The organism is Streptomyces sp. SAI-170, from assembly GCF_049739565.1.
Classification (GTDB): Bacteria; Actinomycetota; Actinomycetes; order Streptomycetales; family Streptomycetaceae; genus Streptomyces.
Map to the genome: position 1 here is coordinate 550,299 of NZ_JBMGQD010000001.1, position 19,760 is coordinate 570,058.

19 protein-coding genes are annotated in these 19,760 nt (G+C 72.5%); 9 read left to right on the forward strand and 10 right to left on the reverse strand.

Features of this window, described 5'->3' with window-relative positions:
- Window positions 1-119: 119 nt before the first annotated feature.
- The 7 genes from mftF to mftA are packed head-to-tail and all read right to left on the reverse strand — an operon-like array spanning window position 120 to window position 6,035.
- Window positions 120-1,616, reverse strand: a complete 1,497-nt coding sequence (gene mftF / locus RKD23_RS02380; RefSeq protein ID WP_424852036.1) for a mycofactocin biosynthesis glycosyltransferase MftF — start codon at window positions 1,614-1,616, stop codon at window positions 120-122.
- Window positions 1,613-2,398 (reverse strand): mycofactocin-coupled SDR family oxidoreductase, encoded by a 786-nt coding sequence (locus RKD23_RS02385; protein WP_424852037.1) that lies wholly within the window; start codon window positions 2,396-2,398, stop codon window positions 1,613-1,615. Before RKD23_RS02385 ends, mftF begins: the two co-directional genes overlap by 4 nt.
- Entirely contained in the window at window positions 2,395-3,186 is a 792-nt protein-coding gene (gene mftE / locus RKD23_RS02390; RefSeq protein ID WP_424852038.1) for a mycofactocin biosynthesis peptidyl-dipeptidase MftE, read from the reverse strand. Before mftE ends, RKD23_RS02385 begins: the two co-directional genes overlap by 4 nt.
- A 1-nt stretch (window position 3,187) precedes the next feature.
- Window positions 3,188-4,360 (reverse strand): pre-mycofactocin synthase MftD, encoded by a 1,173-nt coding sequence (mftD, locus tag RKD23_RS02395; RefSeq protein ID WP_424852039.1) that lies wholly within the window; start codon window positions 4,358-4,360, stop codon window positions 3,188-3,190.
- Window positions 4,357-5,592, reverse strand: coding sequence for a mycofactocin radical SAM maturase (gene mftC / locus RKD23_RS02400; RefSeq protein WP_424852040.1), 1,236 nt, complete (start codon window positions 5,590-5,592; stop codon window positions 4,357-4,359). The genes mftD and mftC overlap by 4 nt, the downstream gene beginning before the upstream one ends.
- Window positions 5,592-5,903: a mycofactocin biosynthesis chaperone MftB gene (gene mftB, locus RKD23_RS02405; RefSeq protein ID WP_424852041.1), complete on the reverse strand. Its 312-nt coding sequence runs from the start codon at window positions 5,901-5,903 to the stop codon at window positions 5,592-5,594. Before mftB ends, mftC begins: the two co-directional genes overlap by 1 nt.
- A 9-nt stretch (window positions 5,904-5,912) precedes the next feature.
- Window positions 5,913-6,035 carry a mycofactocin precursor MftA gene (gene mftA / locus RKD23_RS02410; protein ID WP_424852042.1) on the reverse strand — a complete coding sequence of 41 codons (123 nt, stop codon included), beginning with the start codon at window positions 6,033-6,035 and terminating at the stop codon, window positions 5,913-5,915.
- A gap of 280 nt (window positions 6,036-6,315) precedes the next feature.
- On the opposite strand from mftA, the gene mdo reads away from it, so the two are divergent.
- From mdo to RKD23_RS02435, 5 genes are all read left to right on the forward strand, one after another.
- Window positions 6,316-7,608, forward strand: a complete 1,293-nt coding sequence (mdo, locus tag RKD23_RS02415) for an NDMA-dependent methanol dehydrogenase (RefSeq protein WP_424852043.1) — start codon at window positions 6,316-6,318, stop codon at window positions 7,606-7,608.
- Window positions 7,609-7,684: 76 nt separating this feature from the next.
- Window positions 7,685-8,848, forward strand: coding sequence for an AAA family ATPase (locus RKD23_RS02420; protein WP_424852044.1), 1,164 nt, complete (start codon window positions 7,685-7,687; stop codon window positions 8,846-8,848).
- Window positions 8,849-8,862: 14 nt separating this feature from the next.
- A complete protein-coding gene (locus RKD23_RS02425) occupies window positions 8,863-10,389 on the forward strand; it encodes a VWA domain-containing protein (RefSeq protein WP_424852045.1) in 1,527 nt (508 codons plus the stop codon).
- A gap of 35 nt (window positions 10,390-10,424) precedes the next feature.
- The gene (gene mftM, locus RKD23_RS02430; RefSeq protein WP_424852046.1) at window positions 10,425-11,351 is read left to right on the forward strand and encodes a mycofactocin oligosaccharide methyltransferase MftM; all 927 of its coding nucleotides are present in this window, start codon (window positions 10,425-10,427) and stop codon (window positions 11,349-11,351) included.
- 61 nt (window positions 11,352-11,412) lie between these two features.
- Window positions 11,413-12,066 (forward strand): GPR1/FUN34/YaaH family transporter, encoded by a 654-nt coding sequence (locus RKD23_RS02435; RefSeq protein WP_424852047.1) that lies wholly within the window; start codon window positions 11,413-11,415, stop codon window positions 12,064-12,066.
- 55 nt (window positions 12,067-12,121) lie between these two features.
- Here the strand turns inward: RKD23_RS02435 and RKD23_RS02440 are convergent, their stop codons facing one another.
- The 3 genes from RKD23_RS02440 to RKD23_RS02450 are packed head-to-tail and all read right to left on the reverse strand — an operon-like array spanning window position 12,122 to window position 15,439.
- Entirely contained in the window at window positions 12,122-12,787 is a 666-nt protein-coding gene (locus tag RKD23_RS02440) for a MadR family response regulator transcription factor (RefSeq protein ID WP_424852048.1), read from the reverse strand.
- Window positions 12,784-14,154: a MadS family sensor histidine kinase gene (locus tag RKD23_RS02445; RefSeq protein ID WP_424852049.1), complete on the reverse strand. Its 1,371-nt coding sequence runs from the start codon at window positions 14,152-14,154 to the stop codon at window positions 12,784-12,786. Before RKD23_RS02445 ends, RKD23_RS02440 begins: the two co-directional genes overlap by 4 nt.
- 10 nt (window positions 14,155-14,164) lie before the next feature.
- Window positions 14,165-15,439 (reverse strand): iron-containing alcohol dehydrogenase, encoded by a 1,275-nt coding sequence (locus RKD23_RS02450; RefSeq protein WP_424852050.1) that lies wholly within the window; start codon window positions 15,437-15,439, stop codon window positions 14,165-14,167.
- A 224-nt stretch (window positions 15,440-15,663) separates the two neighbouring features.
- On the opposite strand from RKD23_RS02450, the gene RKD23_RS02455 reads away from it, so the two are divergent.
- The 4 genes from RKD23_RS02455 to RKD23_RS02470 all read left to right on the forward strand — a co-directional run bounded on the left by RKD23_RS02455 (window position 15,664) and on the right by RKD23_RS02470 (window position 19,741).
- A complete protein-coding gene (locus tag RKD23_RS02455; RefSeq protein WP_424852051.1) occupies window positions 15,664-16,902 on the forward strand; it encodes a transcriptional regulator in 1,239 nt (412 codons plus the stop codon).
- A gap of 119 nt (window positions 16,903-17,021) precedes the next feature.
- Window positions 17,022-18,539 carry an aldehyde dehydrogenase gene (gene adh, locus RKD23_RS02460; protein WP_424852052.1) on the forward strand — a complete coding sequence of 506 codons (1,518 nt, stop codon included), beginning with the start codon at window positions 17,022-17,024 and terminating at the stop codon, window positions 18,537-18,539.
- Window positions 18,539-18,943, forward strand: coding sequence for a DUF779 domain-containing protein (locus tag RKD23_RS02465; protein ID WP_424852053.1), 405 nt, complete (start codon window positions 18,539-18,541; stop codon window positions 18,941-18,943). Before adh ends, RKD23_RS02465 begins: the two co-directional genes overlap by 1 nt.
- 249 nt (window positions 18,944-19,192) lie before the next feature.
- Entirely contained in the window at window positions 19,193-19,741 is a 549-nt protein-coding gene (locus tag RKD23_RS02470) for an ATP-binding protein (RefSeq protein ID WP_424852054.1), read from the forward strand.
- Window positions 19,742-19,760: the final 19 nt, after the last annotated feature.

Here is a 19,760-nt window from a genome sequence, read left to right on the forward strand (position 1 = left end):
GGCGGACAGGGTTGGCGGCAGGTTGGCGGTCACGGCGCGCGCTGATCCACGGCCCAGGAAGTGCGCCGCTCTACGGCCGGGGGGCGCGCGCTGCTCCACGGCCGGGCGCGTGCGCAGCTCTACGGCTGGGGGCGTGCGCCGGTCCAGCGGCTCACCACGCGCAGCGCGAGTCGTGGCCGTAGCGGGGAGGTGGTCCTGTGGCGCAGAGCGCCCTGCCATACGCCCCAGCCGTAGGCCAGGTCGTCCAGGCGGCGAAGCACCAGGTGGGTGAGGGGCGGGAGCGTGCTGCCGGAGCGCCGGTGGTCGAGCAGCCCGTCGGCGACGGCGGCGGCGATCAGCACCTGCCGTGCGCGGCGGTTCACGCCGGCCGCGGCGAGGGCGACCGGCCAGTGGTGGCGAGTGGCGCAGCGCAGCAGTTGCTCGGCGGTGCCGCGCACCGCGGCGAGCGTCAGCAGGGCGCCGGCGCGCGCCGGCCGGTCGGCGTCGGGCATCCGGCGGGCCAGCCGTACGGCGGTCACGCCGGTCAGCGCCACGGCCGCGGCCACCGACACCGGCCGGCCCCGCAGCAGCAGGGCGCAGGCGGCCAGCGACCAGGGCGCGGCGTACAGCGGCGGCACGAGTCCGGGGTGACGCAGCGCCAGGGCGGCGGCGCCGGTGCCGTACCCCGCGCGTTGGGCGAGCCAGCTGCGCGGGTCGGTGCGGTGGCGGTGGCCGACCCGGGCCGAGGGGACGTAGCGCAGCCGCCAGCCCGCCTCGTGCAGCCGCATGCACAGGTCGACGTCCTCGCCGACGCGCAGGGCCGGGTCGAATCCGGCGCCGACGGCCGTTCTGCGGACCACGATCGTCGCGCTGGGCACGTAGGAGAGCGCCGACACGGGCACCACCGGTCCTTCCACCGCGCCCATGTCCAGCGGCGAGCGGACCTCCTCGTACCGGTCCAGGAGCCCCGGTGAGGGCACCGGCAGCGCGACCACCCGGGGCGCGGCGAGCGCCACCGCCGGATCGGCGAACTGCGCCAGCAGGGTTGCGAGCCAGCCCGGTTCGGGCACCACGTCGGAGTCGCAGAACGCCACGTACGCGGTGCGGGCGTGGCGCAGGCCGGTGTTGCGTGCCGCCGCCGGGCCCCGGTTGTACGGGTGCACCAGCAGCCGGGCGCCGTGTCGGCGGGCCACGCCTGCCAGGGCGGCCGGGGCGTCGGAGCCGTCGTCCACCACCAGCACCGGCAGGGCAGCGGTCGCCGGGTCGGAGCGCAGGGCGTCCAGGAGCCGGTCGAGTTGGGCGGCGCGGTCGCGGACGGGGATCACGACCGTCGTGTCCTCGGCCGGCGTCGTCGGCGCCACCCTGGCGGGGCGCGGGTGCACCACGCCGGCGTCCAGCAGCCGCCGGGCCAGGGCCGCGCTCGGCGCGTCCGTCACGGAGAACCGGCCGTCGCCCAGGCGCCGGACGGCCGCGTCGGTCAGCCGGATCAGCCTCAGCGGTGACCCGCCGGTCATGAGCCGTCCGTCCCGCGAGCGGTGGGTCCCGGGGGCGAGTTCGACCGTGAATCCTGCGGGCAGGGTGGCGTCGGCCGGGGGAACGAGCACACCCGGTGAGGGCAGAGAGCGTACGAGTGTCATGCCGTGAATCCCCCGTCCGCGTGGAGTACGGAGCCGGTGACGGCGAAGGAGTCGGCAGAGCAGGCCCAGGCCACCACGGCGGCCACCTCCTCCGGTTCCAGTGGGCGACCGGTGAGCTGCCGGTCGGCGAGGTCGTCGATGTCGGGCAGGTCGTACAGGCCGGCGGTGGCCCGGAGCATGTCCGTGCGGGTCGAGCCGGGTGACACGGCGAGGGCGTTGACCCCGGTGCCGCGCAGGTCGCAGGCGAGGCCGCGGACCAGGCCGACCACGGCGTGCTTGGCGGCGCAGTAGGCGCCCAGGTGCCACAGCCCGCGGTGCGCCGCGGCCGAGGCGAGGGCCACGAACCGGCCGCTGCGGGGCCGGGGTCTGCGCAGCAGGGCGGGTACGGCGGCGCGGGCGAGCCGGGTGACGCCCATGACGTCCACGTCGAGCAGGGTCCGCCACTGCGCGTCGGTCTGCTCCCACACCGGGCCGCCGCCGAGCAGGACGGCAGCCGCGGCCACGGCGGCGTCGAGTCCGCCGAACTCGCTCTCGGCGAGGTCGACGGCCGCACGCAGCGCGGGCTCGTCCCGGACGTCCGCGCGGACCGGACGGACCAGCGGGAAACCCTGGGCGAGGACGTCCAGTTGGCCGGGCTCGGCCAGCGGATACGGCACGTCGGGGTCGTCGGCGCAGCGGTCCACGGCGACCACCGCCCAGCCCGCGCGGGCCAGCCGGCGTACGGTCGCCGCGCCGATGCCGCGGGCGGCGCCGGTGACGACGGCGACCCTGGGGCCGGTCATCGCCCCGCCTCCACAGGCTGCCGCTCGGGCAGCCCCAGCCGGCCGCGCCCTGAGACCTTCCAGGCGCGGATGTCGGCGGCGAGCCGGTCCGCCATGCTGTCGAGGAGCCGTTCGCCCTCGCTCGCTCGGGCCCCGGTGGGGTCGCCGAGGACACCGGACGGGCTGACCCCGCGGACGGATTCGGTGACCAGCCGGTCCATCAGCAGATGGACCGCGTCGGTCGGTCCGGCGACGGCCCGTTCCCGCCGGACCGCCGACGAGCGCAGCCGCAGCATCATCGAGGTCTCGGCGTGGCCCGCGTGGGCGTCGGAGCCGGGCGGCAGGCACGGCCACCAGGCCACGTCCCGGCGCTCGTGCCGCAGCCCGGTCACCGCGTCGGCGAGGCTCACCAGGTTGCCGCCGTGCCCGTTGACCACGAGCAGCCGGCCCGCCCAGCGCAGCATGGAGCGGCCGATCTCCGTGACCAGCAGGCGCAGCGCGTCATGGCCGACGGACACGGTGCCCGGGAACCCCTCGTGCTCGCCGCTGGCGCCGTACGGCTGGCACGGCGCGACCAGCACGTCGGCCTCGCCGCGCAGCCGCTGGGCGGCACGTGCGGCGACCACGCAGGCCACGGTGGTGTCGGTGTCCAACGGCAGGTGCGGGCCGTGCTGTTCGCAGGAGCCGAGGGGCAGCAGCACCAGGGGGGCGCGGTCGGTGAGGTCGGGCCAGGTGAGGTCGGCGAGGCGGGGTGCCGAGGAGAACCGCGCCCCTTCCGCGCCCTCTGTGGGGACGGGACCGGCCGCCATGTCAGACCGCGCCCAGGGTCCGGGTGAACCCCGGCGGGATCACCACGTCGTCACGGGTCAGCTCCTGCACGGACGAACGGCCGAGGCCCAGCAGCGCGGAGTCGATGCCGCCGCGCAGGATGTCCAGCACGTTCTCCACGCCGCTCTGCCCGCCCGCGGCCAGGCCCCACAGGTAGGCGCGGCCGATCATCACGGCCCGCGCACCGAGCGCCAGGGCCTTGACCACGTCGCTGCCCCGGCGGATGCCGCTGTCCAGCACGATCTCGACCTGGGAGCCGACCGCGTCCGCGATGGCCGGCAGGGCGCGGATCGGGGCCGGGGTGCTGTCCAGGTTGTTGCCGCCGTGGTTGGACACCGAGATGGCGGTGACACCGGCGTCGACCGCGCGCAGGGCGTCGTCCACCCGGCACACGCCCTTGAGCAGGAACGGCCCGTCCCACTGCTCGCGCAGCCAGCGCACGTCCTCCCACGACGGGGGCGGGGTCCCCATCCACTCGCCGTAGGCCCCGAAGAACGTAGGAGCGTCCTGTCCGGGGTCGGCGAGGTTGGGTGCCGTCAGGTCGGGCAGGCGGCCCGATCTGGCGAAGTCCAGCAGCCAGCGGGGGCGGGCGAGCGCCTCGGGGGCGAAGCGTGCCATCGCCTTGAGGTCCAGCCGCTCGGGGATCTTGGGGCTGCCCCAGTCGCGGCCGTGCGAGAAGGACCAGTCAAGGGTGACGATCAGCGCCTTGGCGCCCGCCTCGTACGCGTGCTGGATGCGGCGCAGCATCGCGTCCTTGGAGCCCATCCAGTACATCTGGAAGAACGTCCGCGGGTTGGCGGCGACGACATCCGCCAGGGGCTTGCTCGCGAACGAGCTGAGCCCCATCGCCGTGCCCCGGGCCGCGGCCGCGCGGGCCACCGCCACCTCACCGTCGGGGTGCACGGCCTGCACACCGGTCGGGGAGATGATCACCGGCAGGGAGATCTGTTCGCCCAGTACCGTCGTCGACTGGTCACGCTTGGCCGACAGCCCGGCGACGTGGGGCGCGAAGCCCAGTTCCGCGAACGCCTTGGTGTTGTCGTCGTAGGACGTGCCCTTCTCGGAACCGGCGAGCAGCGCGCTGTAGACGGACTTCGGCAGTCGCTTGCCGGCCCTTCGCTGGGCCTCGGCGACCGTCTCGAACCACTTGCTCATGACGTTCCTTTCGTGTCGTGCACGGCGTGGAGACCGGCCAGCGGGCTCTCGTCGCAGAGGCGGTCGGGGCGCTCGGTGCGCACCGCGGGCATGCCGAGGGGCACGGTCCGGTGCGAGTGGTCGTTGCCCTGGCGCGGCAGTGCGCCGGGCCTCACCGACGCCAGCGCGGCGGCGCCGTGGCCCTTCACGCACTCCGGGTCGGGACCGTCCAGCGGCAGGCCGGTGAAGAACTTGGCGGCCATGCAGCCGCCCTGGCAGGAGTCGTACGCCGGGCAGCCCGAGCAGGCGCCCCCGGTCGTGGGCCGGCGCAGTTCGGTGAACAGCTCCGACTCGCGCCACACCCGGTCGAACCCGCCCGGGGAGCGCACATTGCCCGCCTTGAACGCGTCGTGGATGGCGAACGGGCAGGCGTACACGTCACCTACCGGGTCGATCAGACACACCACGCGTCCGGCGCCGCACAGGTTCAGGCCGGGCAGCGGCTCGGAGCCCAGCGCGTTCAGGTGGAAGAAGGAGTCTCCGGTGAGGACCCGCTCGCCGTGGCCGAGGAGCCAGGCGTAGATGTCGTACTGCTGCTCGGCGGTCGGATGCAGCTCGTCCCACACGTCGGCGCCCCGCCCGGACGGCCTGAGCCGGGTGATGCGCAGTTGGGCGCCGTAGCGGTCGGCGATCGCCGCGAAGTCGTCGAGCTGTGCGACGTTCTGGCGGGTCATCACGACCGAGATCTTGAAGTCGCGGAACCCGGCGTCCGCGAGGTTCTCCATGGCCCGGATCGCCATGTCGTACGAACCCCGGCCGCGCACCGCGTCGTTGACCTCGCGGGTGGCGCCGTCGAGGGAGATCTGGACGTCGACGTAGTCGGTCGCGGCCAGCCGGCGCGCCCGTTCGGGGGTGAGGCGCAGCCCGTTGGTGGAGAACTTCACGCCGACCTGGTGGGCGATCGCGTAGTCGAGCAGCTCCCAGAAGTCGGGGCGGACCGTGGGCTCGCCGCCGCCGACGTTGACGTAGAAGACCTGCATGCGCTGCAGTTCGTCGATCACGGACTTGATCTCGTCCGTGGACAGCTCCAGCGGGTCGCGCCGCCCGGACGAGGACAGACAGTGCGCGCAGGACAGGTTGCACGCGTACGTCCACTCCCAGGTCAGGCAGATCGGGGCGTGCAGGCCGCCCTTGAACTGCTCGACGAGGGCGGGCACGCGTTCGGCGGACGGGGGATCGTGCAGGGTCGTCATCACGGCGCTCCGGTTGCACTGCGCTGAGGAATGATCATGTCGGCGGCGGCCAGGGAGGCCAGCGCGCGCAGGAAGACGTCCCGCCGGGCGTCGGGCACGTCGGCGAGGGCGTGTCCGACGCTGGGGTGGCGGTCGAGTCCCCGGACCAGTTCGACGAGTTCCGGCGCCTTCAGGAAGGACAGCCGGCGGTTGCCGAAGTGGTAGGCGAGCGCCCCGAACGGCTCGGGGCGCAGCGCGACGGAGGGGTTCAGCCGGTACGCGCGCGCCATGTCGAGTGCGGCGGCCGCCGGGGCGTTCGCTGGGGTGGTCATGGCGCCGGACTAGTAGACGCCGCACATGCCGTCGATGGACACCTCTTCGACGAGGACCTCCTCGACGACGACGTCGGTGTTGTCGACGGCGTCGACGGCGTCCGGTTCAGCCCTGGTCAGATCGTCGTTCATGGTGAAACTCCTTGCGAGGAACGGGTGTTGGAGACCGGATGCGTCGTTCACCGACCGGCCGCTCTCGACGCTACGGGCGGGCTACGGCGCCGCTCGCCCTGCTTCCGGCCGCCCTCGCCCTGTCCGGTCGGACAGGTGTGCCGGTGCCCCCTCCGATCGGACAGGTCGGGGCCCCTCCGTCCGCGCCCCGCTGCCGTCCGAGCGGCCGGTGTCGCCCGGCCACGCCGTCCCCGAGGGTGAGTCACGCCACGAACTCCCCGCAGAGAGGAAAGTCGCGATCATGCAGGTCGAAGAACTTCTCAAGCCGTTCCCGATCAAGGAGTTCCACCCCTTCCCCCGGGCGCTGATGGGCCCGGGCGCCCATGAGCTGATCGGGCCGGAGGCCAAGAAGCTGGGATTTAGCCGCACGCTGGTGATGACCACCGGTCTGCGCGGCAGCGACACCGTGCACAAGATCGTCGAGTCGATGCGGTACCACGGCCTCGATGTCGTCGTGTACGACAAGGTCGAGTCGAACCCCAAGGACTACAACGTCATGGACGCCGTGGCGCTGTACCAGGAGAACAAGTGCGACTCGTTCGTGTCGATCGGCGGCGGCTCGTCGCACGACGCGTGCAAGGGCGCCCGTGTCTCCGTCGCCCACGACGGCCGCAACGTCAACGACTTCGAGGGCTTCAACAAGTCCGAGAACCCCAAGAACCCGCCGCACATCGCCGTGTCCACCACGGCCGGCACCGGTTCGGAGACGTCCTGGGCGTACGTCATCACCGACACCACCACGGACCCCGACAACCCCCACAAGTACGTCGCGTTCGACGACGCCTCGGTGGCCACCCTCGCCATCGACGACCCGACGCTGTACTACGACTGCCCGCTGGACTACACCGCCCAGTGCGGCTTCGACGTCCTCGCGCACGCCTCCGAGCCGTACGTCTCGCGCCTGAACTTCCAGCCGTCGCTGGGCAACGCGCTGCACGCGATCCGGCTCACCGCCCGCCATCTGCGTCAGGCGGTGTGGAACGGCCAGGACCTGGCCGGCCGCGAGGGCATGATGTACGCCCAGTACATCGCGGCGCAGGCCTTCAACTCCGGTGGCCTGGGCATCATCCACTCCATCTCGCACGCGGTCAGCGCGTTCTACGACACCCACCACGGGCTCAACAACGCCATCGCGCTGCCCCGTGTCTGGGCGTTCAACATGCCGGCCCACTATGAGCGGTTCGCGGACATCGCCGAGGCGATGGGTGTCGACACGCACGGCATGACCAAGGTGAAGGCCGCCGAGGCCGCTCTCGCCGCGGGCATCCGGCTGCTGCGTGACGTCGGCATCCCGGAGAAGTTCACCGACGTGCAGCAGGACTCGTACTCCAAGAACCGCCTCGGCCAGGGCCCGACGAAGTTCTACGAGCAGGCCAAGGTCATCAAGGGCGACGCCGGTGACGTCGACCGCATCACGCACCACGTCCTCGGCGACGCCTGCACCCCGGGCAACGCCAAGGAGTGCACGTTCGACACCGTCCGCCCCGTCGTCGAGCACTGCATGACCGGCGACCTGGACGACCTGCTCGGCTGAGCACCCCGAACCGGGAGCGGGGGGTTCGCACTGTGGGAGGTCACCCCCCGCTCCCGCCCCACCGGACGGAGACACCGTGCCCGCCACATCCGAGAACCCCGCCTTCACCTCGGTCGACGACGTCACCGGGCGGTTCGCCGCCCACGGCTACATCGCCGACCGGCGGCTCGCCACCACCGTGTATCTGCAGACCCGACTCGACAAGCCGCTGCTCCTGGAGGGCCCGGCCGGCGTCGGCAAGACCGAGCTCGCCAAGACGCTCGCCGCCGCCACCGGCCGCCGGCTGCTGCGCCTGCAGTGCTACGAGGGCCAGGACGAGAGCCGCGCCCTGTACGAGTGGGACTACGGCAAGCAGCTGCTGTACACCCAGATGCTGCGGGAGAAGATCGGCGACCTCACCGCCGACGCCCCCGACCTGGCCTCCGCCGTGCACCGGATCGAGGAGCAGGACAGCGTCTTCTTCTCCGACCGGTTCCTCGCGCCGCGCCCGCTGCTGGACGCGGTACGCGGTGAGCAGCCCGCCGTGCTGCTGATCGACGAGGTCGACCGGGCCGACGAGGCGCTCGAGGCCGTCCTGCTGGAGTGCCTCGCCGAGTACCAGGTGTCGGTGCCGGAGATCGGCACGTACACCGCGAAGGTCCCGCCGTACGTCGTCCTCACCTCCAACAACACCCGTGACCTGTCGGCCGCGTTGAAGCGCCGGTGCCTGCACCTGTTCCTCGACTACCCGGACGCCGAGCGGGAGTTGGAGATCGTGCGGTCCAAGGACACGGGCCTGCCCGAGGCCACGGCCCGCCATCTGGTGGACGTGGTGCGGGGCCTGCGCGAGCTGCCGCTGCGCAAGAGCCCCAGCATCTCCGAGACCGTCGACTGGGCGCGCACCCTCGCCGTGCTCGGTGTCGACGAACTCGACCCGGCGGTCCTCGCCGACACCGCCAACGTGGTCCTGAAGTACGAGCGTGACCTGCACCGGGCGCTGGACGTCCTGCCGCGTCTGGTCGACCCCAACCGCACGCTGCCCGAGCCCGGCCACCACCATGGCGGCCATCATCACCACCATGGTCACGGTGAGCCGCACGAGCCGGACGGGCGTGCGGTGCGGGCCGCCATGGACCGGCAGGGCCGGCACGACGAGGGCTACTACGGCGCCCCGGGCACCGGTCCGACGCACCGCACCACCACGGGCACCGGTCAGGGCGCCCGCTCGTTCGCCGCCGTCGCGCGGCGCCGCACCGACTGATCAGGGAGGCGTGCATGGAAGCCGGCGTGCACCGATTCGTCCGCGTGCTGCGGCTGTTCGGCCTGCGGGTCTCCGTGGCGGAGGCGATGGACGCCATGCGCGGGGCGGCCCAGCCCGGCGTGCTCGGCGAGCGGGAGACCCTGCGCGAGGCCCTGCGCATGACGCTGGTGAAGGACCGCCGCGACGACGTGCTGTTCGACGACCTGTTCAGCGCGTTCTTCTCGCTGCGCCCGGTGGACCCCGCCGGCGACGGACACGGGCACGGCCACGCGCACGACGACTTCACCGACACCGGGGACCTGGAGTCGTTCACCGTCTCCGACGAGCCCTCCGAGACCCCGCAGCAGGGCCACAGCCACGGCAAGCCGTCCGACATCCGCGACTACTTCGACCAGCAGGACCTGGCCCAGCAGTACAACCTGCACCAGGAGGCCAACAAGATCGACCTGGCCTCGATGACCGACGAGATCGTCCTGTCGAAGGACGGTGCCACCGCCGGGCGCGACGACACACCGTCCGTCCAGCTGGAGACCGAGCGGCTGCACGGCGCCGGCATCCCCGGACGGCTCGCGGCGACGTCCGGGCAGCCGGTCGACACGACCCTGACCGTCGCCCAGCGCGACGCCCTGCTCGGCTGGCTCGCCGAGCAGGAGGACGACCCCGGAGGAATCGCGATCGGGGGGCAGTTGACGGGTCTCATCGACAGCCTGCCCGAACTGCTCAAACGTCATCTGGACCGGCTGGCCGAACTCCAGGCGGTGGCCGTGGAGTCCGCCCGGATCGCCGAACGCGCCCGTCTCGAAGCGGTCGACGAGGACGAACGCGGCCAGTTGGAGGAGGCGCTGCGCCGGGTCGGCCGCACCGTGCGCGGTGCCCTGACCAGCCGCAGACGCAGCACCCCCACCGGGCGGGTCCATCCGGGCCGCACCATGCGCCGCAACATGCGCTACGACGGCGTACCGTTCAGGCCCGTCACCGTCACCCGCGCCGAGGACCGGCCCCGTCTGGTGATCCTCGCCGATGTCTCGCTGTCCGTGCGGGCCACCGCCCGCTTCACCCTGCACCTGGTGCACGGGCTGCAGTCCCTGTTCGGGCAGGTCCGGTCGTACGCCTTCGTCGACGAACCCACCGAGATCACCGAGCTGTTCGCGGAGCATCCGCTGGAGCGGGCGCTGGGGCTGGTCTTCGACGGGCTGCCGGCCGGCGGTCTGCTGGACGTGGACGCCACCTCTGACTACGGCCGGACCTTCGAGACGCTGCTCGCCGACCACACGCCGGCGCTGGGCCGGCGCACCACGCTGCTGGTGCTGGGCGACGGCCGCGGCAACGGCAACCCGCCGCGGACCGAGGCGTTCGCGGAGATCGCCCGCCGGGTGCGCCGGACGATCTGGCTGACCCCGGAACCCCGCTACTCCTGGGGCCTGGGCGGCTGCGACCTGCCCGCCTACGCCGAGTACTGCGACCGCGTGCAGGTGGTCGCCGACCTCGCCGGCCTGGAGCGCACCGCCCACCGCATGGCGGTGGAGGCCTCGGGCCGATGAACACCGCACACCGCACACCGCCTGGGGGAGTTGCCGTGAGTGTCCCGAGCCTGCGCAGCGCGATCGCCGCGCGCCGTATCGACCCACTGGCGCCGAGCGCGCCCGGCCTCTACGTGGACCATCTGGTCCGGGTCGTCCGCCATGACCGCGTGGCTCAGGGCGCGCCGTCGCAACCCATCGTCCGCACCGACCACTTCACGCTGCACCGCCGCGGCCGCCGTATCGAGCTGGGCCACCGCCTGAGCCCCGGGCAGTTGGACAACGACCTGGCCGGGCTGCTCGCCGAGGAGCTGTTCGCACCCGGCTGGCTGTCCGGCAGCGATGTCTTCGAGCGGGTCTTCACCGGCGTGGTGCGCTCGTGCGTGGACGGCCCGCTGCCCGCGTGGACGACGTTCTACGACAACACACTGACCCGCATCAGGCAGTACTGGCAGACGCCGGAGCCCGCCGTGCACTCCTCGATCGCCGGCTTCGCCCCGGTGTACCGGCGCACGCTGGACCTCGTCGGGCCCGGCTCCGTGCTGGATCTCGGCTCCTGCTTCGGCTTCCTGCCGCTGCTGCTCGCCGAGCGACAGGAGCGGACCGTGATCGCCTCCGACCTCTCGCGGGGCACCATGCGCCTGCTCGGCACCGTGGCCGGCGCGCGGGGCCTGATGCTGGACGTGCTGGTCTGCGACGCGGCCCAGGTGCCGCTGCCGGACGCCTCGGTAGACACCGTCACCGTCGTCCATGTGCTGGAGCACCTCGACCCCGAGCACGGCGACGCCGTCCTCCAGGAGGCGCTGCGGCTGGCCCGACGGCGGGTGGTGGTGGCCGTGCCCTACGAGGACGAGCCGACCGCCGCGTACGGGCATGTGCGGTGCTTCAGCCCGCGGCAGCTCGCCGCCCTCGGCCGCCGTACGGGCCACCGCTTCCAGGTCGGCTCCTTCCACGGCGGCTGGCTGGTGGTCGAACCCGGCTGAGCAACGCCCCCCAAGACTGCGCCGCCCTCGATGGTCAACCCCGTAACGCAAAGGAGCGTTCATGTCCCTCTCGGAAACGGACGCGGTGGGTACCGCCTCCGCAGCCCACGCGAAGTCCCGGCCTCAGGCCACGCCGGGCCCGCTCGACGGTGACCCGGCGCTGATCGGCGTGCCCACGTTCGTCGTGGGCTCGATCGCGCTCGGACTCACCCTGGTCGGCTATGTTCCGGCCGGCACCGCCGGAGCTCCGCTCGCGATCATCCTCGCGGCCACGGCGCTCGGCCAGCTCATCGCCGCTCTCTGGGCGGCCGCGCTCGGACAGAGTGCCGTCGCGGCCGTCTTCGGCGTCTTCACCGGCTTCTGGCTGAGCTACGCGGTGCTGGTGCTCGGCCTCCTCCACGGCTGGTTCGGGATCACCGCCGACACCGCGACCCGGACCCAGGCCCTGTTCCTGATCTCCTGGCTGGCCACCGTGGTGCTGCTGACCGTGAGCACGCTACGGCTGCCGGCCGCCTTCACCGTGCTGTTCACGTTGATCGATGTGGCCCTCGCGCTGGTGCTGTTCGCCACCCTGAACGGCTCCGCCACCCTGCAGACGGCGGCGGGATACACCGTCTTCGCCTTCGTCGCGGTCGGGGTCTACCTGTTCCTGCATGTGACCTCGCTGGCCACCGGGGGCCGCGGGCTGCCGCTCGGGCGCCCGGCCGTGGGCTGACGGCATGAGCGTGGGAGCCGGGGACCGCCGACGGGCGGTTCCCGGCTCCTCGTTGTCAGATCACGCCCAACTTCGTGGCTTCGTAGACCACTTCGGCCCGGCTGCCCGCGTCCGTCTTGCGCATGATGTTGCGGACGTGGAACTTCACCGTCGTCTCGGAGATGTACAACTCCGCGCCGATCTCCCGGTTGCTGAGCCCATGAGCGAGCAACTGCAGGACCTTCAGCTCCCGTTCGGTGAACTTCGGCCGATCCGGCTGCACCCGCATGGAGCGCACCATCGCGGCGGCCGCGTGCGAGTCGAAGGCGCTCTCGTTGCGGGCCACCGCCCGGATGGAGCGCAGCAGTTCCGTGGTGTCGACGTCCTTGACGACATAGCCGCGCGCCCCGTGGTGGATGGCCTGCACCACCAGTGAGTCGTCGAGGAACGTGGTGAGGACCAGTACCGCCAGGTCCGGGTGACGTTGCGTCAGCCGCGCGCACAGCTCCAGGCCCTCGGTGTCGGCCGCCGTGGACAGCTTCAGGTCGAGCAGCACGATCGCGGGACGGGTCCGCTCCACGACGGCCGCGGCCTCGGCGGCGGTGCTCGCCTCTCCCACCACCTCCAGATCGCTCTCGCGCTCCAGGATGGACCGCAGCCCGTGCCGGACGATCGCGTGGTCGTCGACCAGCACGATCCGCAGCGCCTCGGTGGGCGCCGCCGCCCGCTGTTCGGTGGTCATTGCGGTGCCTCCTGAGCACGCTTCACCGGCAGCGGGACGTCGACCCGCAGCAGGACGCCTCCCATCCCCGACCGGCGGATGGACAGTCGGCCGCCGAGCTCCTCGGCCCGGGCGACCATGTTCGCCAGACCGCGATGGCGTCCGGCCAGATCGGTGGCCCTGGACAGACGCAGAGCGCGCCGCAGCTGGGCCGGATCGCCGCCGCCGTCGTCGGAGACGGTCAGCACGATCGCGTCGGGCAGATAGCGCAGCCGCACCAGGGCCCGGCAGGCCTTGCCGTGGGTGGCGGAGTTGAACAGGGCCTCGCCGGTCAGCCGCAGGATGGACTGCTCGGCCTCGGGCGGCAGCGGCGCCGGCCGGCCCGCCACCTGCACCCGTACGTCCAGGTCCGTCGGCAGGTGCACGGTGGAGAGCCGCTCCAGCATCACCGGCAGCGGCCCGACAGGCTCCTGCGAGGTGCGGTTGAGGGCGTAGATCGCGGCGCGCAGCCGCTCCACGGCCTGCCGGTTGAGGTCCTTGGCGCCGGCCAGCCGGTCGGCGATCTGCGCGGCCTGTCCGCCCAGAGCCGCCAGGTCGGCCCGGCACACCTCAAGGGTCATGCCCGCGCTGAGCACGTACTGGGAGACGCTGTCGTGCAGTTCGCGCGCGATGCGGCGCCGCTCGTCGTCGAGCGCCTGCCGCTGCATGGCGTCCAGCAGCCGCGCCTGGGTCTCGGCCAACTGGGCGCTGCGCGCGGCCAGGTCACGGGCCTGCTGCTCGGCGGCCTCGGACAGCTCGTCGGCCCGGCCGCGCAGGGTGGTCGCCGCGTGGAACAGGAAGGTGTGGTGCAGTGCCACGGCGGCCTGGTTGGCGAGCACCCGCAGGATGGCCAGGTCGGTGTCCGCGACCTCCACTCCGGCGCCGGGCTGGGCGGCGATCCCGCCGACCGGTTCGTCGTCGAGGGTCATCGGCGCGCGCACCCAGTCGCGGCCCTGGCCGGGCCCCTGCGCCTCCCAGGGGCGGGTGCGCAGCAGTTGGAGATGCTGCCGTGCCTCGGCGGGTATCCGGGTCTCGTCGTCGATGAAGACGTCGTCGGTGTACAGCAGGAACCGGGGCCGGGCGGCACGCAGCGCGCCGTCCGCGACGGCCAGCAGCAGCCAGCGGGCGCGCAGATGCTCGGCGGCGGTCCGTACGACGGTCTCGACCAGGGCGCGCGGCCCCTCCGCGGTGCGCACCAGGGCGCGGGAGATGCCGTCGAGGGCCTCCACCGTCCGCTCCAGCCGCTCGGTGGAGCGCACGTACGCGGGGTAGAACGAGCGCTTGCCGGACCGCAGTCCGGTGAGCACGCCCAGGTCGGGGGTCTGAGGTGACCGTTCGAGGTCGCTCACCGGGACCGCCTCACAGTGCCTCGCGGAACAGTGTCTCCACGTCCCGCAGTTCGACGATCCGGGGGTTGGTGGCCATGCAGGCGTCCTTCAGCGTCGTACGGGCCAGGACCGGCACATCGCGCTCGGCGACTCCGAGGCTCGCCAGGCCCTTCGGCACGCCCACGTCGTCCGCCAGGGCACGTACCAGGTCCGCGAGCCGGGCCGCCACCTCGTGCGGCGGCACACCGGCGGTCGGCAGTCCGGCCGCCGCGCCCAGCGCGACGAAACGGTCCGGCCACGCCTCGGCGTTGAACCGGATCACATGCGGCAGCAGCACACCGTTGACCACGCCGTGCGGGGCGTCCAGCAGGCCGCCGACCTGGTGGCTCATGGCGTGCGTCGCGCCGAGGATGGCGTTGGTGAAGGCCATCCCGGCCTCCAGCGCGGCCTGCGCCATGGCGAGGCGGGCGCCGAAGTCCTTGGGGTCGATCTGGGTGCGCACCAGGTTGCCGATGATCAGCTCGACCGCGTGCAGGGCGTGGATGTCGGTGAGCGGGTTGTGCGCCCGGGACACGAACGCCTCGATGGCATGCGTCAGCGCGTCCAGGCCGGTGGCCGCGTTGAGCCAGTCCGGCATGGTGGTCAGCAGCCGCGGGTCGATCACGGAGATGTCGGGCACGAGCGTACGGCTCACGATGGTGATCTTGATGTGTTCGGTGGTGTCGGTGATCACCGCGAACTGGGAGACGTCCGCGCCGGTGCCGGAGGTGGAGGGCACCATCACGGTCGGCGGGATCGGCTGGATCACCTGGTCCACGCCCTCGTAGTCGAGGATGCGTCCGCCGTTGCCCGACAGGATCGCCACGCCCTTGGCGGCGTCGATGACGGAGCCGCCGCCCACGCCGACGATCACGTCGCAGCCGCTCTCCGTGTACCGCTCGAACCCGGCCTGGACCTCGTGGTCCTTGGGGTTGGGGGTCACCTCCGACCACACGACGGGCCGCAGTCCGGCCCTCTTCAGATGGGCCACCGCCTCGTCCGCCCAGCCCGCCGCGATCAGCCCGGGGTCGGTGACCAGGAAGGGGCGGCGCCCGCCCAGGCGCAGCGCGCAGTGCCCCAGCTCGGCGAGCGAGCCGGGCCCGAACACGATCTCGGGGACATGGAACTTGGCCAGCCGCGCCGACCGCCGGACGGCGTCCGTGCTCGTCTCCTGCGGTCCCAGGAGCTCGCACTGGCACTCGTCGCGGCTCCAGTCGGCACTCGGGTCGTTCCCGCCCGTCACCATCGCTGCGGACGTGAGCGACATGCGACCTCCCAAGGGCGTGAAGCCCGCAATGCAGACGCAATCTTGATTTTACCGCCGGGGTGGCTGATAACACTGGCGTCTGACTCAAGACCACGCTAGGCGCGCGCTGCGGGATGCGACACCTGTCCGATCGGACAGGGTCGACGGACCGTCCGGACAGGTGCGGCGGCGCGGTCGCGGCGGACAATAGACGGTTGTTCCCGTACTACGGCAGGGAAAAGCACATGTCACAGCGCAGTGACCTGCGGCGGCGCAGGGTCAGGCTGGAGAGCGAGTGGTCCCGCTGGGTGCCGCGGATGAGAGCCGCCGGTTCCAGCCCGGTCGGCGGGGAGGAGCTGCGCCGTGATGTGACCGACTCCTGGATGCGATCGCTCAGCCATGTGGACCCGGGCCGGGACAGCGCCCCGGTCAGCGACGGCGAAGGCGTGCACCACCGCTGGAGCGGCTCGCCGCTGCGCCGGCCGGTCGACGGCCTCGCCGACGAGCTGCGCGGCATCGCGGAGGACGCCGGGTTCGTCACCGCCGTCACCGACGAGTCCGGCACCATCCTGTGGACGTGCGGCGGGCCGACCATGCGCCGCCGGGCCGAGCGCGTCAACTTCGCGCCCGGCGGCCGGTGGGACGAGCAGGCCATGGGCACCAACGCCCTGTCCCTCGCCCTGCGCACCGGCCGCCCCTCCTCCGTCTTCTCGGCCGAGCACCTGGTCACCGCGCTGCACGGCTGGGTCTGCTACTGCGCCCCCGTCCACGGCCCCGACGGACGCATTCTCGGCGTGCTGGACATGTCCACCACCTGGGACCGCTCCAACCCGCTGGCCATGTCCACCGTGCGCTCCCTCGTCGCCACCATCGAGTCCCGGCTCCGCGCCGAACCGCCCCGCGAGCCTCAGCGGAACACCAGCCCCGTGCGCCTCACCTGCCTCGGTGGTGAACAGGCGTCACGCGACGGCGTCCCTCTCGCCCTGCGCCCCCGCCAGCTGGAGATCCTCACGCTGCTCGCCCTGGAACCGGACGGCTTCTCGCCCGAACGACTCCGCGACGCCCTGTACGGCGAACGGGCCGTCACCGCGTCGACGTTCAAGGCGGAGATCTCGCATCTGCGCCGCGCCCTCGACGGCGGGGTCGCCACCCGCCGCTACGCGCTCACCACCCCCGTGTCCTGCGACGCGGCCGAGGTGCTGCGCGCGCTGGAGCAGGGCGACACCGAGACCGCGCTGCGGCTGTACCGCGGCCCGCTGCTGCCCCGGTCCGAGGCGCCGGGCATCGAGGAGTGGCGCACCCATCTGGAGGTGTCCGTCCGCGAGGCGGTGCTGGCGAGCAACAGCCCGGAACACGCCCTGCGCTACGGCGAACGGGCCTCCTACGACGCCGAGGTGCACGAGCTCGCGCTGAGCCTGCTCGGCCCGCGCGATCCCCGCCGCGCCCTCGCGGCCGGCCGTCTCGCCACGGCCCTGCGGGACTGACGCCGGGGCGGGGGTACGGCGCCAACCTCGCGCCAACCTGGCGGTCGCACAGTGCGGTGCAGCACGACGGCACGGGCCGTCGGAGCACCGCACTCGCCATTTCCCCGAGGAGAGCCGCCATGGTGTACGCGCAGCCGGGAACAGACGGCAGCATCGTCAACTTCGCCCCGCGATACGACAACTTCATCGGCGGCGACTGGGTCGCCCCCGTCGAGGGCCGCTACTTCGCGAACACGACGCCGGTGACCGGCAAGACGTTCTGCGAGGTGGCCCGCTCCTCCGCCGCCGACGTCGAACTCGCCCTGGACGCCGCCCACGCGGCCGCGCCGCGCTGGGCCCGTACGTCCACGACGGACCGGGCGAACATCCTGAACAGGATCGCCGACCGACTGGAGGAGAACCTCCAGAAGATCGCGGTCGCGGAGACCTGGGAGAACGGCAAGCCGGTGCGCGAGACGCTGGCCGCCGACATCCCGCTGGCGATCGACCACTTCCGCTACTTCGCCGGAGTGGTCCGCGCCCAGGAGGGTAGCATCGCCGAGATCGACGACGACACCGTCGCCTACCACTTCCATGAGCCGCTGGGCGTGGTCGGCCAGATCATCCCCTGGAACTTCCCCATTCTGATGGCCGCCTGGAAGCTGGCGCCCGCGCTGGCCGCCGGCAACTGTGTGGTCATCAAGCCGGCCGAGCAGACCCCGGTCAGCCTGCTGCTGGTGGTCGAGCTGATCGCCGACCTGCTCCCGCCGGGCGTCCTCAACGTCGTCAACGGCTTCGGCGTCGAGGCGGGCAAGCCGCTCGCCTCCAGCCCGCGCGTGGCCAAGGTCGCCTTCACCGGCGAGACCACGACCGGCCGGCTGATCATGCAGTACGCCAGCGAGAACATCATCCCTGTCACGCTGGAACTGGGCGGCAAGAGCCCCAACATCTTCCTGCCCGACGTGCTGGCCGCCGACGACGACTTCCTGGACAAGGCCGTCGAGGGCTTCGTGATGTTCGCGCTGAACCAGGGCGAGGTGTGCACCTGTCCGTCCCGCGCGCTCGTCCACTCCTCGATCTACGACGAGTTCATGGCCCGCTGCGTCGAGCGTACGAAGGCGATCGTCAGCGGCGACCCGCTGGACCCGGCGACCATGATCGGCGCGCAGGCCAGCAACGACCAGTACGAGAAGATCCTCTCCTACATCGACATCGGCCGGCAGGAGGGCGCCGAACTCCTCACCGGCGGCAACCCGCGCTCCGTGGCCGGCCTGGAGGGCGGCTACTACATCGAGCCGACGATCTTCCGCGGCACCAACGACATGCGGATCTTCCAGGAGGAGATCTTCGGCCCGGTCGTCTCGGTCACCACGTACGACTCCGTCGACGAGGCCCTGAAGATCGCCAACGACACGCTGTACGGCCTCGGCGCCGGTGTGTGGACCCGGGACGGCAACACCGCCTACCGCCTGGGCCGCGGCATCAAGGCCGGCCGCGTGTGGACGAACTGCTACCACGCCTACCCGGCGCACGCGGCCTTCGGCGGCTACAAGAAGTCCGGCATCGGCCGCGAGACCCACAAGATGATGCTGGACCACTACCAGCAGACCAAGAACCTGCTGGTCAGCTACTCCGGCCAGAAGCTCGGGTTCTTCTGATGACCGCTCGCACCAGGCGCGTCGAGCTGACACCGGCCGCCGAGGACCTGGTGCGGCGGCTCGCCGCGACGCACGGGCCGGTGATGTTCCACCAGTCCGGCGGCTGCTGCGACGGCAGCGCGCCGATGTGCTATCCGCGCGGCGAGTTCCAGGTCGGCGCCGCGGATGTGCTGCTCGGCCTGGTCGCCGACGACACGCCCTTCTGGATGAGTGCCGACCAGTACGCGTACTGGCGGCACACCCACCTCACCGTCGACGTGGTCCCGGGCCGCGGGAGCGGGTTCTCCCTCGAAGCACCCGAGGGCGTGCGCTTCCTGATCCGCTCCCGGGTCCTCACCGACGAGGAGTGGGAACGCCTCGCCGCGGAACCTCCGCTCCCGACGGGGGCGGACACCGCCGGCTGAGCCACACCTGACGGCCACCGCGCCGGCGCAGGCGGTGGCCGCAGCGGGGCCGGACACCCAGGTGTCCGGCCCCGCGTCGTTCCCCCTGGACGGGGCCGCCCCCTCCATCCGGACAGGGTGGGTGCGCCCCGTAGTCCAGCTACGCAGGGCCGGACACCTGCGTAGCGTCAGAAGTGGCCCGGTGGGCCCGGAGGTCCCCCACCGTCAGGGCCCGCTCCGACCCCCTTCCCGCCAGATTTGGGGCCGACCATGTACACCACGCTCCTCGACGAGACGGGACGGCCGCCGGCCACCGCTCGTACGAACCGGCGGCCCTCCGCTCCGCCGCTCCCCCGTCCCGACCGCACCGCATCGGTCGCCGCCCCCGCCGACGACCGCACGACCGCAGGCCGCGACGCCGTCCTGGCCCTGCCGGCCGAGGTCCGGTGGGTGCCGGTGGTCCGGCGCTGTGTCGTGGCCGTCCTGACCCAGTGGCGGTTTCCGTCGGACGCCCGTGACTCCGCCGAGCTCATCGTCGGCGAACTCGCCGCGAACGCCGCCGAACACGGCCGCGACGACATGACCGTACGCCTCTGCCTGCACGGCGGAGTCCTGTGGATCTCGGTGACGGACTCAGGGGCTCCGGCCTCCCCTCCAGTGCCTCGCAGCGCCGACCTCGAGGAACACGGCAGAGGGCTCTCCATCGTCGAGTTCCTCGCCGCGAGGCTCCGCGTCCACCAGGGCCCTTGGGGCCGACAGGTCGACGCGGCTCTCCCCGTTGCCGCGCCGGACGCCGACTCTGTCGAAGCGGCTGCCTGAGCGCGCCGGAGGCCCCCTG

Bases quoted from the DNA above. Each gene is read 5' to 3' on its own strand.
- RKD23_RS02385 (WP_424852037.1), bottom strand. From the start codon at position 2,398: ATGACCGGCCCCAGGGTCGCCGTCGTCACCGGCGCCGCCCGCGGCATC.
- mftB (WP_424852041.1), bottom strand. From the start codon at position 5,903: ATGACCACCCCAGCGAACGCCCCGGCGGCCGCCGCACTCGACATGGCG.
- RKD23_RS02425 (WP_424852045.1), top strand. From the start codon at position 8,863: ATGGAAGCCGGCGTGCACCGATTCGTCCGCGTGCTGCGGCTGTTCGGC.
- RKD23_RS02440 (WP_424852048.1), bottom strand. From the start codon at position 12,787: ATGACCACCGAACAGCGGGCGGCGGCGCCCACCGAGGCGCTGCGGATC.
- mftA (WP_424852042.1), bottom strand. From the start codon at position 6,035: ATGAACGACGATCTGACCAGGGCTGAACCGGACGCCGTCGACGCCGTC.
- RKD23_RS02435 (WP_424852047.1), top strand. From the start codon at position 11,413: ATGTCCCTCTCGGAAACGGACGCGGTGGGTACCGCCTCCGCAGCCCAC.
- RKD23_RS02470 (WP_424852054.1), top strand. From the start codon at position 19,193: ATGTACACCACGCTCCTCGACGAGACGGGACGGCCGCCGGCCACCGCT.
- mdo (WP_424852043.1), top strand. From the start codon at position 6,316: ATGCAGGTCGAAGAACTTCTCAAGCCGTTCCCGATCAAGGAGTTCCAC.
- mftE (WP_424852038.1), bottom strand. From the start codon at position 3,186: ATGGCGGCCGGTCCCGTCCCCACAGAGGGCGCGGAAGGGGCGCGGTTC.
- RKD23_RS02455 (WP_424852051.1), top strand. From the start codon at position 15,664: ATGTCACAGCGCAGTGACCTGCGGCGGCGCAGGGTCAGGCTGGAGAGC.
- mftF (WP_424852036.1), bottom strand. From the start codon at position 1,616: ATGACACTCGTACGCTCTCTGCCCTCACCGGGTGTGCTCGTTCCCCCG.
- mftC (WP_424852040.1), bottom strand. From the start codon at position 5,592: ATGACGACCCTGCACGATCCCCCGTCCGCCGAACGCGTGCCCGCCCTC.
- adh (WP_424852052.1), top strand. From the start codon at position 17,022: ATGGTGTACGCGCAGCCGGGAACAGACGGCAGCATCGTCAACTTCGCC.
- RKD23_RS02450 (WP_424852050.1), bottom strand. From the start codon at position 15,439: ATGTCGCTCACGTCCGCAGCGATGGTGACGGGCGGGAACGACCCGAGT.
- mftD (WP_424852039.1), bottom strand. From the start codon at position 4,360: ATGAGCAAGTGGTTCGAGACGGTCGCCGAGGCCCAGCGAAGGGCCGGC.
- RKD23_RS02465 (WP_424852053.1), top strand. From the start codon at position 18,539: ATGACCGCTCGCACCAGGCGCGTCGAGCTGACACCGGCCGCCGAGGAC.